This window comes from Actinoplanes oryzae, from assembly GCF_030757795.1.
Lineage (GTDB): Bacteria > Actinomycetota > Actinomycetes > Mycobacteriales > Micromonosporaceae > Actinoplanes.
Window position 1 is genome coordinate 21,394 of sequence record NZ_JAUQWH010000004.1, and the last position, 12,040, is coordinate 33,433.

Annotated in this window: 12 protein-coding genes; 2 read left to right on the plus strand and 10 right to left on the minus strand. The window is 71.2% G+C overall.

The window, feature by feature from the left end:
• Positions 1-65 precede the first annotated feature (65 nt).
• The gene (locus tag RBH18_RS02615) at positions 66-1,193 is read left to right on the plus strand and encodes a beta-galactosidase (RefSeq protein ID WP_306204208.1); all 1,128 of its coding nucleotides are present in this window, start codon (positions 66-68) and stop codon (positions 1,191-1,193) included.
• On the opposite strand, the gene RBH18_RS02620 is transcribed toward RBH18_RS02615, so the two are convergent.
• From RBH18_RS02620 to RBH18_RS02645, 6 genes are read right to left on the minus strand one after another with little or no spacing between them, the layout of a single operon-like run.
• Positions 1,172-2,305, minus strand: coding sequence for a glycosyltransferase family 4 protein (locus tag RBH18_RS02620; RefSeq protein WP_306204209.1), 1,134 nt, complete (start codon positions 2,303-2,305; stop codon positions 1,172-1,174). The genes RBH18_RS02615 and RBH18_RS02620 overlap by 22 nt on opposite strands.
• Complete coding sequence (locus RBH18_RS02625; protein ID WP_306204210.1) at positions 2,302-3,693, minus strand: lipopolysaccharide biosynthesis protein; 1,392 nt, start codon at positions 3,691-3,693, stop codon at positions 2,302-2,304. The genes RBH18_RS02620 and RBH18_RS02625 overlap by 4 nt, the downstream gene beginning before the upstream one ends.
• Entirely contained in the window at positions 3,690-5,357 is a 1,668-nt protein-coding gene (locus RBH18_RS02630) for a phospholipid carrier-dependent glycosyltransferase (protein ID WP_306204211.1), read from the minus strand. The genes RBH18_RS02625 and RBH18_RS02630 overlap by 4 nt, the downstream gene beginning before the upstream one ends.
• On the minus strand, positions 5,354-6,121 hold the full coding sequence (locus RBH18_RS02635; RefSeq protein WP_306204212.1) for an SGNH/GDSL hydrolase family protein: 768 nt from the start codon (positions 6,119-6,121) through the stop codon (positions 5,354-5,356). The genes RBH18_RS02630 and RBH18_RS02635 overlap by 4 nt, the downstream gene beginning before the upstream one ends.
• Positions 6,118-7,608 (minus strand): glycosyltransferase family 4 protein, encoded by a 1,491-nt coding sequence (locus RBH18_RS02640; RefSeq protein ID WP_306204213.1) that lies wholly within the window; start codon positions 7,606-7,608, stop codon positions 6,118-6,120. Before RBH18_RS02640 ends, RBH18_RS02635 begins: the two co-directional genes overlap by 4 nt.
• Positions 7,605-8,153 carry a glycosyltransferase family 2 protein gene (locus RBH18_RS02645; protein ID WP_306204214.1) on the minus strand — a complete coding sequence of 183 codons (549 nt, stop codon included), beginning with the start codon at positions 8,151-8,153 and terminating at the stop codon, positions 7,605-7,607. Before RBH18_RS02645 ends, RBH18_RS02640 begins: the two co-directional genes overlap by 4 nt.
• A gap of 274 nt (positions 8,154-8,427) precedes the next feature.
• Here RBH18_RS02645 and RBH18_RS02650 point away from each other — a divergent pair, with 274 nt between their 5' ends.
• The gene (locus RBH18_RS02650; RefSeq protein WP_306204215.1) at positions 8,428-8,907 is read left to right on the plus strand and encodes a 2'-5' RNA ligase family protein; all 480 of its coding nucleotides are present in this window, start codon (positions 8,428-8,430) and stop codon (positions 8,905-8,907) included.
• Here RBH18_RS02650 and RBH18_RS02655 read toward each other — a convergent pair.
• The 4 genes from RBH18_RS02655 to RBH18_RS02670 all read right to left on the minus strand — a co-directional run bounded on the left by RBH18_RS02655 (position 8,870) and on the right by RBH18_RS02670 (position 11,612).
• Positions 8,870-9,457 carry a hypothetical protein gene (locus RBH18_RS02655; RefSeq protein WP_306204216.1) on the minus strand — a complete coding sequence of 196 codons (588 nt, stop codon included), beginning with the start codon at positions 9,455-9,457 and terminating at the stop codon, positions 8,870-8,872. The two genes, RBH18_RS02650 and RBH18_RS02655, sit on opposite strands and share 38 nt — an antisense overlap.
• 491 nt (positions 9,458-9,948) lie before the next feature.
• Positions 9,949-10,599 (minus strand): hypothetical protein, encoded by a 651-nt coding sequence (locus RBH18_RS02660; protein WP_306204217.1) that lies wholly within the window; start codon positions 10,597-10,599, stop codon positions 9,949-9,951.
• Positions 10,596-11,060 carry a hypothetical protein gene (locus tag RBH18_RS02665; protein ID WP_306204218.1) on the minus strand — a complete coding sequence of 155 codons (465 nt, stop codon included), beginning with the start codon at positions 11,058-11,060 and terminating at the stop codon, positions 10,596-10,598. The genes RBH18_RS02660 and RBH18_RS02665 overlap by 4 nt, the downstream gene beginning before the upstream one ends.
• 63 nt (positions 11,061-11,123) lie before the next feature.
• Positions 11,124-11,612, minus strand: coding sequence for a hypothetical protein (locus RBH18_RS02670; RefSeq protein ID WP_306204219.1), 489 nt, complete (start codon positions 11,610-11,612; stop codon positions 11,124-11,126).
• Positions 11,613-12,040 lie beyond the last annotated feature (428 nt).

Genomic DNA, 12,040 nt, shown 5'->3' on the forward strand with positions numbered 1-12,040 from the left:
ACCCGCTACCCGCCCGCACCCCGTCGTCAACCCGCCCCGCCCCCGGCCGCGCCGAAGGTCCCGGTGTGAAGTCAAAGATCGCCGCCGTGGCCGCCGCCGCTCTCGCCCTTGCCTCCTTCGTCCCCAGCGCGGCCCGGGCCGCCTCCGCCACGCCGGCCACGGCTCCGTCCCTCGGCATCATCGGCAACTACTCCGACGCGGACATGACGAGCATGCACTCGGCGGGAAGTGCCGCCGACGCGCTCGTCGAGATGGAGTGGGCGAAGGCGGAGCCCGTCCGCGGTCAGTACGACGAGAGGTACCTGGACTCGGTCGCCGCCCGCATCGCCGGCCTCAAGGCGCTCGGCTACACGATCTCCTTCAACACCGGCGTCCAGAACGCCCCGGCCTGGCTGCTGGCGCTGCCCGGTGCCCGCTACGTGGACCAGAACGGCGAAACCTACGCCGACTCGGACGAGCCCAACCTGGTCTTCGGGACCCAGTACCGCCCGCTGGCGACGCGTTACCTCAAGAAGGTCTTCGCGCGCCTCGGCACGGGGTTCTCCATCGTGCGGGTGGGCGGAGGTCACTGGGGCGAGTTGACCTACCCGTTCAAGCTGGACCCGGCGACGGGCAAGCTGCGCAACCTCTACTACGCGTTCGACATCAACGCCAGGCTGAGCAACCCGGCGCCTCAGTGGAAGCCGGGGCAGCCGAGCCCGAAGGGACAGGCGGGCCGATTCCTCAAGTGGTACCTGAACTCGCTCGCCGCGTACCAGAACTGGCAGATCGCCGCGCTGCGGCAGGCCGGCTTCGCGGGAACCGCCGCGGTCCTCTACCCCTCCTACGGCATGCGGAGCGGTGACTTCGACAAGGCCGTCGCCACCAACCTCGCCGGCACGTCGAGCCCGGAGATCAACGGCGAGGTGCAGCGAGGGTACGACGCCACACGCCAGGTCGCCGCGCTGAAGGACCCGAAGGTCGTGGTCTACGGCACCTGGGCGGAGAACGCGAACACCGTTGCCTATCTGGCCGGGCTCGCGCGCGGCAAGGGTCTGCGGGCCATGGCCGAGACCAGCCACGTCTGCCTGCCCGCCCAGCTGCCCGCCGTCATGGCGCAGGCCCAGCAGAACGACCTGGCTACGCTCTACATCGTGCGGCTGGCAGCCACCGACATCATCGGCAGCTCGCGCTATCTGGCGGCGGCCCGATAGTCCTTCGCCAGGGCGCCGCAGGCACCGGCCAGCCGCGCCGCGGCGGCACACCACGTGAACTGTGCGGCGTGGGCGGCACCGGCGGCCACCAGTCTGGACCGGAGCTCGGCATCGGTGTGCAGGCCGGCGATCGCAGCCGCCCACGCCGTCGCACTTTCCGGAGTGACGTACTGCGCCGCATCGCCGCCGACCTCCCGCAGCACGGGGACATCGGCGGCGAGCACCGGCGTATCCGCCACCATCGCCTCGAGCACGGGCAGGCCGAAGCCCTCGACCAGGGACGGGTACGCGAACATCCCGGCCGCCGCGTACAGGCTCCCCAGCAGGTCCTCGGGCACGAAGGACAACCGGGTGACGCGGTCCCCCACGCCATGCCGGGTGATCGCGGCACCCACCTCGTCGGAAAAGCGCTCGTCGGCGCTCCCGACGAGAACCAGCCGGGTCTCCGGCACCTTCGCGATCGCCTCCACCAGCACCGGTACGTTCTTGTGCGGTCGCTGGGCTCCGACATGCAGGACGTACCCGGGTTCCAGGCCGAACTCGTCCCGCAGCCGTCGCCTGCCGTCGGGGGTGCCGCGCCGGTCCAGGTCCACGCCGTTCGGGATGACATGGCCGCTGGGCACCCGGCGGCCGTACCATCGCTCGACCTCTCGGCCGGAGGCCGCGCTGACCGTCGCCACCGCCGAGGTCCGGACGATCAACGATGTGAACAGCCGATAGGCCAGCCGGACCCGGGGCGAGGGAGCGAAGCGCGGGTCGGCCTCGAATATGCAGTCGTGCACCAGGGCCAGGCTCGGCGTTCCGGCTATCGGCGAGGCGCCGAGGTGGTACGGATACACCATCACCTGCACCCCGGAACTCCGCAGCAGCCGGCGCCAGCGCCACCACTGCCGCACGTCGACCGGGCCTGCCGGCACGGGCCTGACACTGACCGAAGGCTCACGCGCCAGAGCGCCCAGGTCGAACCGGCGAGTGTGGCCGGTCCCGGTGAACACCACCAGCCGGACGTCCGGCATGCGGGACAGCTCGCGGATCCACTCGTAGGCGACCCGCCCGATCCCGTGGTAGCGGTCGGTGAGCACCCGTCCGTCGATGCCGATGCACACGGTCATCGGCGTCTCCGGGGCAAGAGCTCGGGAAAGCTGCTCGCCAGGACCGTCAGGCCGCCGAGAACTGCGATGCCGGACCAGAGGACCGGATCACCGACGACCGCGAGCACTCCCGCGAAAGCCAGCACCCCCGCGACCGCACCGAGGTCTCGGCGGGACGCGATCAAGACGTGCCAGCCCGGCCGCACCGCGGGAAGCATCGACAAGGTCACCACCGCGAGTGCTCCGGCGACGACCGCGCTGCGAGCGAGACCCGGCACGCCGGCCACCGTCGCGGCGGATGTCACCGTGCCGAGATAGGCCACCGTGATCCCGGTCAGCAATCGGGCGGTATGCCTGTGCCCGTCTTCGGCCTGCAGGAAGGTGACACACAGATTGAAGAGACCGATCAACAGCCCCAGAATCGCCGCGTACGGCAACCAGCGCCCGACGGCCGCGAAGGTGTCCGGGAAGAGGACGGACCGGAGCTCCGGCGGCAACGTCACCAGCACCCCGGTCATCGCCGTGCCCACGAGCAGGTACGTCCGCAGCGCACCCGCCTTCCGTTCGGCCGATCCGTCCCGGCTGAGCTGGGGGAACACCGCGGTCGACACGGCGTTGGCGGCGAACAGCGGCACCCGGCCGAGGGCGGAGGCTGCCTGATAGGGCGCCCCTCCAGCCGGGCCGAGGCCGAGCACGCCGACGAGCACGGTGTCCCCGGCAGCGGTGACGGCGACCGACGCCTGCATCCGCGTCTGCCGGAGCACAGCGGTACACAATCCGGCTTCGGCCGCGCGCCACCTCGGGCGGCCTACCAGGCGCCGGAACATCGGCACCGGGATCAGCAGCACAGCACTGCCCGCGACGAACCCGGCCAGGGCGCCGGCCGAGCCGAGATGGCAGGCGAAGACCAGCGCGATGCCGGTACCGGCCTTGATCACCGCTTCCAAGGTCAGCAGGGCCGCCATCAGCTCCATCCGGCCGGCCCCCTGCAGGAAGCCCATGCCGGTCGATCCCATCGACATGAGCAGCGAGGCGCAGGCCACGACGGCAGCGTCCCGGACATCGCCGAAGATCAGCACCGCACCGGTGACAGGAACGGTGAGCGCGGTGCCCAGGGCGACGTTGGCCCAGAACGCGAAGCTCGTCACCGTGACGTGCCACCGGCGATCGTCCGGCCTCCGGCTCAGCTCGCGAGCGAGGAGCCAGGGGACGCCGGCACCGGACACGGCCGCCCGGACCATGAGCAGAGCCTGCCCCGCGGCGAAGGCTGCGTACTGGGTGGGCGCGAGGCCGTGGGTGAGCAGCAGGGCGTACCCGTAGTTGACAACTCCCGCTCCGCTCGTCGCCAGCAGCAGCCAGCCCGCACCGCTGCCCCGGGCGCGGACCGGCTCCTCGAGAACGGCGGTCACGAAGCACGCCGCCGGGCTGCACGGGCGCCCGTCGAGGCCGTGGCTCCCAGGAGGAGCACAGCGCCGAACAACATGAGGAAGCTTGGCGCCGACGCCTGGGACGAGACCGGCGGCCGAGAGTTTCCGCAGGTGACAGCCGCTTCGCCCCGGATCGGGCCGGAGACCTGCCACAGCTCGATCCGCTCGTAACGGCGGCTTGCGAACGCGACGACCGGCGCCCCGTGGCTGCGGACGAACGCGTCCAGCTCCGGCGAGCTCGTGCCGTACCGCATCCTGCTGTCCTTGGGCGAGAGCAGAAAGAGGCGTACACCGGCCGCCACGGCAGTGTCTCCGTCGCGGTAGGCCTCGACGTGGTTTCGAGACAGCACCGGCGCCCACCGCAGAGCGTTGCCAGTGGCATTGACAGGTGCACATGCCGCGTTCGCGGTGAGATAACGACCCATCCGCGCCGTGGCGTCATCGCGCGCGAGCGCCACGGTGAAGGTCCAGGTGGCCACCCCCACCAGCGCGGCAATGAGCCATGCGGCCACGAGCGCCTTCGGTGGGCGCGAACCCCAGGCGAGCACTGTGAGCAGCACCGCGGGCACGGCGGAATACGCGGTCAGTTGTTCGTTCGCCTGGCCGAGCACGACACAGTAGGCCAGGAAGGCGTAGCTCAGCAGGCCGAAGGCGACCAGGGTCGCGGGCCCTGCCGCGAGCCGGCGCCGGTGGAAGAGCCCGCCACGGTAGGCGAGCGCCAGCAGACCGGCAGCACCCAGAGCGAAGATCAGATACCCGCCCGCGTACGTGACGAAGGTGTCCCCGAAGACGCCGGTCGACGAGACTCCGGGCCGGTTGAGCCCGCTCACCTGGAGCAGTCCGCTGATCCGTCGCAGGCTGATGTCGTGCTCGGACAGCCACCATGCCCCGGCGCCGCCGGTGACTGCCCACAGCGGGAAAACCCCCCAGACCAGCAGTCCGACCAGGACGGCGGCCGCCGACCGGCGCACCTGCCGCCCGTCGTGCTCCAGCACGGCGGCGGCGACCGGCACGAGGACGGTGAAGAGCAGCGGCTCCTTGACGAGCAGCGCGACACCTGAAGCGAGCCCGACCACGACGACGTACCGGGGCTCGGACGCGGTCCGCAGCCGTACGGCCAGGTAGACGACCACGACACCGGCCAGGACCGCGGTGGGCTCGATCAGAGCAGTCCGGCCGAAGCGCACGAGGAAGCCGTCGAGCGCGACCAGTCCCATCGCCGCCGCGATCAACCGGCTGTCGGTGGTGAACCGGCGCGCCAGCAGGCCCGTCATGGCGACGGTCAGGATGCTGAACACCGCGCCGAGCAGGCGTGCCGCGTAAAGGGCATCGATGATCGGCCCATGGGCCGTTCCGGTGACCAACGTCCAGAGCCCGACCAGCAGAAAGTGCATCGGAGGATGCACGCTGACCGGCTCAGCTCCCCATGACACCGAGCCCGAGGCGGCGACGTTCTGCCCGGCAAGGGAATACATGACTTCATCGAGATCGAAGTCGAGGGCTTGATCGAGGTTGACCAGATAGACCGCCGCGGCGACGACCATGATGCTCGCGTACGCCCAGCGGCTCCTCCCCGGTGACAGGGAGGCAGCCGCCTGCCCGGCGTCGCCGTTGTCCCCGGGCGCACGGACGTCGAGGAGGCTCACCGGGCGGTGGCGGCGCGCTTGCCGGACGTACGGCCGCTTGTCCCGCCCGGAGCCGGAAGCTCGGGCAGCATCCCGGCGACCCGGTCATGACCGGCATCGTTGAGGTGAGCCCGGTCCTCAAGAAAGTCGTCCCAGTAGCGGACCAGGCCGGCAGTCGCGACGAACGACACGTCCACCCTCTCGGCGGCGATCGCCTGCAACAGGTCGTCGTGGTGCCTGAGCAACGCGTTGGTCCTCGGAAACATGACCTCGTCGACCTGCCACAACCCGACCAGCACCTTCGGGACGCCGCCCAACGCGTCGAGCACCTCACGCAGGCGGGCCGCGAACTGGTCCGACGGCATCCGGTGAAAACCTCCGGTGGCCCGGATGATGAGCCGCTTCAGGGCGACCTTGGACCGGGACATCACCAGCTGCCGGAGCCGCTTCGCCCGGCCGCGCGAGAAGTACGGCCGGGGGTTCAACCCCGCCGGCCCCCGCCAGCCGGCCGGACCGTACCGGTCCAGCAGCGCCTGGAGCAGCCGGCTCGGGTGCACGTGTCCCTCAGCAGCGCCGAAGGAGAGAACCACTACGTCCGGCCGGAAATCGCGGACCTGCCGGATCATCTCGTCGGTGACCTCCGCCACCGTCAGCGCCGAGCGGGAGAGCTGGAGGACCTCCGTCTCCGGCCCGAGCCGCTCGGCGTACCGGACCGCGTAGGAGTGCCCGCCCACGCCGAGCCCCAAGGAACTGCTGCTGCCCAGGATGGCGACCCTGCTCGTCATGTCGTCCTCTGCATGCTCGTCGTCGCGGCGCTGTGGCCTCGGAAAAAGTCCTGCAAGGGGCGGCCCCGGTCGCCGCCCGTACGCCGCCAGCCCAGCAGATCGGCGGGGCGCGCCACCCGGATGTCCGCAGCCGCCGGATCGGCTCCGAAGCGGCGCAGCAGAGCCGCCGCGTCGCCCTCGTCATAGCCGGCTAGCAGCAGCCTGACCCGCATGCCCTCCGGTGCCCCGGCGCCGTCCCAGTCGATCTGGTCGACGCCGCGCAACCGTCCGAAGTCGATCCGGGCGGCCTGCTCCACGGGCAGCTCCACCACGGTCGAGAGATCGCACGTCGGGCGGCGGTCGTCGCCGGCCCGCCGGGCGTCCTCCGTGCTGAGCAGGCCCGCGATCCGATCGGCAGTCGCGTCCCAGGTGAAGCGGGCCGCCCAGGTACGGCATCGCCGCGCCCAGGCCGCTACCGCCCCTCGGTCCTCCAGCTCGAACAGGGCCGAGGTGATCTGTCCGGCCAGGTGCTGGTGCCGGTCGACGACCCAGCCTGTCGAGCGGTCACGCACCGAGTCGCGAAGCCCCGGCGAGGCCAGAACCACTGCGGGGACGCCCAGGCTCATGGCCTCCGTGACCGCGAGTCCCCACCCCTCGACCTCGGAGGTGCACACCGTGAGCCAGGCGGAGGCAAGCAGCCGGTTCCGACGCTCGTGCGAGAGCCGCCCGTGCAATGTCACTCGGTCGGACAAACCCAGCCGGCCGATCAACATCTCCAGCTCACCGCGGCAGGGACCGTCGCCGATGAGGTGCAACTCGACGTCCGGGATCAGCTCGGCCACCCGGGGCATCGACCGCAGCAGCAGGTCCCAGCGCTTGTGCGGCGCCAACCGGCCGACGCTGACGATGCGGGGTGCGGCCGAGCGCACGGCGTCCGGTACGGCCAGCGGTTCCTGCCCGTTGGCGGCGACGAAGACGGGCCCCGACAGACCCAGCACCCGGCGTACCTCGGTCCGGGAGGACGGCGACACGACCGCGATGGTGCGGTCGCCGTAGACCCGGCGATTGCCCACGCGTTCGAGCCAGCGGCCGATCTGCGCCAGCGGAAAGCGAAAGTGCTGGGCGAACATGGACTGGTGCACGTGGTGGATGAGCACCAGCACGGGCACCCGGCGGCCGACGGCGAGGGGCGCGAAGAACGGGATGCCGTTGCAGGTGTCGACGATGCCGTCGATCTCATGGCGGTGGCGGAGCAGCCACAGCAGCGCGAGTGGGTAGACCGAGTACGAGCCGCCCAGCCGGCGGATCATCGCACCCGGCACGTGCGCTCTGCGGGCCGCGCCGCGCGGCCGTGACGTCACGATGGTGACGCGCTGCCCCTCGTTCGCGAGCCGCGCGGTGACTTGATGCATGTACTCCTCGGCGCCTCCGGCATGCGGGTGCACCGAGTCCTTGAAGTTGAGCCAGACCAGATGGTCCCCGGGCTCGGCGCGATACCGCCGGCTCACCTCGCCACCATTTCCAGGACTGCGTACCGATCTCCGTCTTCCGCTTCCCGCATTTCTGCCGCGAGAGTCACCGAGCGGATTCCCGCATGCCCCGGCACATCCTTGACCTCGGGGAGGAGCAACGGCTCGTCCGGCAGTTGTTCACCAAACAGCAGCATCGCGACCGACGTCTCGAAAAGGGCCCCGCCGCACTCTTCCGTGGCGATGGAAACGACATGATCACCCGTACGCAGGAGCCGCAGGGCCCGCTCCAGGCCGGGCCTGACGTCCGGCAGGAGCGCCTCCGGCACCCCACAGAGCACCCAGCGGGCGGCAGTGGTCGTGATGCCACGCAGCATCGCGCTGCCCCACCCCGGAGCCGAGCAGCCCAGCACCCGGATGGGCACGTCGCACCTGGCCATGACCCGGTCCACGGTCTCGACGGTGCGGTCGCTGGAGCCTCGGTCCACCACAGCGATCGACGCCGGCACGGTCAGCCGCCGCAGGCAGCCCGCGGCGCCGGCGAGAAGACGGTCGATGTCGTCCTCTCGGTCGAGCACGGGCATAATCAATTCCACCGCAGGCCGCCCCACCGCTGCCGCCCGGCCGGTGAGAGCATTTCGCATTCGTCCGCCGATCACTCTGTCTTCCGATTCCTGACCATGATGACCATCGTGCTGCAAAATCGGACATCAGACGCACGGGAAACCACCTGGAAGCCAGCCGACCAGCTTTTTCCCACCACCGGACGTTCCGCCGATGATGAGCCTTAAGTTTTGGTAAAAACGGCCCGCGGGGGTGTTGCCTGTGATATCCGCCCAGCTCCCTTAGGGTGGGCCGGTGCACACCGTCGAGCTGACCTTGGACGACGAGCTGGACCGGACGGTGCGGGCCGTGTGGGAGCGGTTGCGGGCGGCCGGGCTCAAGAGCCTCGCCACCCACGGGCACCCGACGAACAGGCCGCACCTGACGCTGGCCACGGGCGCCTCGCTGACCCCTGAGGCGGTGGCTGCGGTGGCGGGGCTGCCGCTGCCGGCCGTACTGGAAGGGGTGGTCCTTTTCGGGCATGCGGTCGCGTGGCGGGTGAGCGCCTCGGCGGAGCTGGAGGCCATGCGGGCCGCGGTGGCCGAGGCGATGGGGAGCGATCGGCCGTGGGTGCCGCACGTGAGCCTGGCGCTGCGGGTGAAGGACCCCGGCGAGTACGAGCCGGTGCTGCGCGGGCTGGCGCCGGCTCGCGGGATGTTCGTCGCCGCGCGCAGCTACGACAGCGAGACGCGGACGGTCAGTCCCTGTCGCCCGAGGCCTGCACCGGAATCGTGAAGTAGCCGCCGCGGCAGGCCGGGTCGGCGTTCGTGCTCATGCTGAGGCCGCCGGGGACCGTGAAGACCGCGACGTTGTTGGCGGCGACCCGCCAGTCGACCGGGAAGGCCGGGCGGGTGAAGGCGACGCCGGTGCGCTCGCAGCCCGCGTCGCGGCGTTCGGCGTCGGCGACGGCGTTGCCCGTGCCGGGACGCACCTCGGCGATCCGGATCGGGAAGCCGTTGGCGTTGGCGACGGTCACGGTCAGGTCGCCGGTGGCGCCGGGCCGCAGCGGGACGGCATAGTCCGAGCGGCCCCGCAGCTGCAGCACGACCTCAGCCGTGGCGCTGCCGGCGGCGGGCTCGTCGCCGGTCAGACGCCAGTAGGTCCAGCCGGCGCCCGCGTTGACCGCCGCCGCCGCGATCGCCGCCACGGCCAGGATCATCCGGGTACGCCGGTCGAAGCGGGACCGCTTGCGGGCGCCCAGCTCGACCGTCTCTTCCTCGCCGCGCTCGAGGGTGATGTGCGACGCCGGAACGCCGCGGCTTGCTACGCCATCCTCGGTCCGCATGGGGTCTTCCTCCTGCACGACGGTGGTTCGGGGTTCGTGGAACTACGGTGCCCGAAACCGGCCCCCGCTGCGATCGGTGAACCGTCCGTACAGGAGCGGGCAGAAAATGGGCAGGAGCGCCCGAGCGGCCTAATCCGCGAGAGGGACGAACGCGCAAGGTCACGGGGTTGCCGCGGGCCGGATGAAAGGTTTTAGCGGGCCGCGTTAACCCAGCGCCCGCGGAAACGCAAACTGCAACTTGCGACCCGGCCGGAAACGGCTCTCACGTCCCCGTTGCGCCGTCCTGCCGACCACTGTGGCAAACGCGCGGGCCGGCCGCATCCGGGAATCGTTTGTGCGTTCGCTGCCGACCGGCCTAATTCCTCGGAGTGGGTTTGTGCGACGCGGTCGGTGATCGGTGCAGATGGTGCACGAAGGGTGCCGCATGGTGGCACGGCACAGCCCCGGCCCCCATGGTGCGTGGGGACCGGGGCTGCGACCCGGGGAGGGACTTATTCACCGCCGGCGGTGCCGGTGCCGTCGCTCGGCGCCGGGACCACGGACGGCAGAGCGGGCACGGCGGTCGTCGGCACCGGCACCTCGGGCTCGTCCGAGGGCGGCGCCGGCTCGCTCGGCGCGACCTTCGCGGGTGCGGGACTCGCCGTGGTGACCGACGGGACCGGCGGCCGGGTCGTGGCGGCCGGCGACCCCTCCGGCGACGGAGACCCCATCCGCGCCACCGCCGCGATCTCCGGCGGGCCGGCGAAGGTCAGGGGCACGCTCGGACCGCTGAGCTCGCCGGTCCACCCCTCGTACGCGGGCCGGACCTGCCACGCCCACGTCCCGCCGGGCACCGCCAGGTCGCGGCACGTCGTCGTGGTGACCTTCGGGCAGACGACGGCCGGGCCGCCGGCGCCTGTCCGCACGACGGTGTAGCTCTGCGCCCGTACCCCCGCGGCCAGGGTGGACGGTGCCCAGGTGACGACGGCGTTCCGGCCGGCCTTCGCGACGCTGGGCACGTTCCCGGCCGGCATCTCGGCCGTGCGCAGCCGCAGGACAGCGGTGGGCGTGGCCGCCGACCAGCCGGCGAACGCGTACACGCTGCCCCCGAGGGCCACGGCGACGGCCACGGACACCGTGGCGAGGGTCTTCGCGGTCCTCATCGGGCCACCCTGGTCGCCCGGCCGGTCACCAGCACCTCGAACGTGGTCCGCCGGCACCGCTCCGGGGCCTCGGGCGACATCGCGATCGGCACGGCGCCCACCTCCCTCGTGCTGCGCGCCGGCACGACCACCGGGAGGCGCCCGGCATAGGGTCGCGCCGACACGGTTCGCCCGCCCGGGCGGCAGGAGCGCCTCGACGAGTCGGTCACCTTGCCGCCGAGGGTGGTGACGCGCAGATCGAAGTCGTACGGATTCCGCAGCGTCACCACCATCGGCTTCACCACCCCCGGATAGAGGCCCGTCACCGGGCGGGCCCGCACCGAGAAGGTGCCGCCGTGCGAGGCCGGGGTGCCGCGGGAGGCCAGCTCGATGGTTCCGTCGGTCGCGGGACCGTTCCCGCCTGTGGCCAGCACGACCGCCACGAGGCCGGCGCCGACGGCACCGATGCGCCAGTACGGCACACCCATCTCCTTCCGGGGGTAGGACGGTGGGCGGAGCCCCTCTCCGCCCACCGGGTCATGGGGTCAGACCACGCTGGTGCCACCGAACTTCATGGTCATGCTGAGCTCGGATCCGGCGCAGGCCTGGTCGATGTCGAGGATCTCGACCGGCAGCTTGATCTCCTGGCCCTCCGCCTTGCCCGCAATCGTGGTCGAGCCGTCCAGCCCACCGAACTTGATGACGCTCGCCGTCAACTTGCTGGCACAGGCAGTGTTGTTCGAGTTGTCGCTCAGCTTCCTCGCGGTGAACGTCGGCGCCTCTGCCTTGTTGAGCGCGACCTTGAACTCGTTCGGGTTGTTCACCTTGACGATCGCGTTGCGCTTCGCACCCGGGAAGATCTTGCCGTCGAGGGTGATCGTCGCCGAGAGAGGCTTGATGTCCTCGCTTTGCGCGGTGCCGGTCGCGGTGCCCTCGGCGAACCAGCCGGCGGCCCAAGCGGTGACGCCCAGCCCGCCCACCGCGATGGCGGCGACGGTGGCGATGACGGCGGAACGCTTGGCGGTCTTGCTCATGGATGTTCCTCCCGGAACGAATTGGTCGCGCACGGTCGCACCACCGGCGTCGGCCGACGGTGGGATGCGCGGAAGAATCGGGTGAGGCCGGGGCTCGAAGCGTTCCGGCGCTGCGACAAAGATGGACGATCGGCGTGGGTGGGTCGATCGTTCTTCCGGCCCCCGGTGACGGGCTTGCCGGACTAATCCGCCCGGGGGACGCGGTGTTTTCACGGCCTTCTAGGAAGGACGGGACGACCCCGGTTGATCAGGGGCGGAGCCGGGCTAGCACAGTTTGGTCGCGGCGGGCTGCCGGAGCGGCTCCGGACGGGCCGCCGGAAATGAATGACCTTGCGCCGGGAGCGGCCGTGGGGAAACTGCTTGTCCGGAAGGATTAGGCCGATCGGCGAGCCGCTCCCCTGAAAGAGATAAACGGCTTACGGCTCTTT

What these genes read in the sequence shown, in the direction of transcription:
- RBH18_RS02660 (WP_306204217.1), bottom strand. Translation starts at nt 10,599, where the DNA reads ATGAGGACCGCGAAGACCCTCGCCACGGTGTCCGTGGCCGTCGCCGTG.
- RBH18_RS02620 (WP_306204209.1), bottom strand. Translation starts at nt 2,305, where the DNA reads ATGACCGTGTGCATCGGCATCGACGGACGGGTGCTCACCGACCGCTAC.
- RBH18_RS02635 (WP_306204212.1), bottom strand. Translation starts at nt 6,121, where the DNA reads ATGACGAGCAGGGTCGCCATCCTGGGCAGCAGCAGTTCCTTGGGGCTC.
- RBH18_RS02655 (WP_306204216.1), bottom strand. Translation starts at nt 9,457, where the DNA reads ATGCGGACCGAGGATGGCGTAGCAAGCCGCGGCGTTCCGGCGTCGCAC.
- RBH18_RS02670 (WP_306204219.1), bottom strand. Translation starts at nt 11,612, where the DNA reads ATGAGCAAGACCGCCAAGCGTTCCGCCGTCATCGCCACCGTCGCCGCC.
- RBH18_RS02645 (WP_306204214.1), bottom strand. Translation starts at nt 8,153, where the DNA reads ATGCCCGTGCTCGACCGAGAGGACGACATCGACCGTCTTCTCGCCGGC.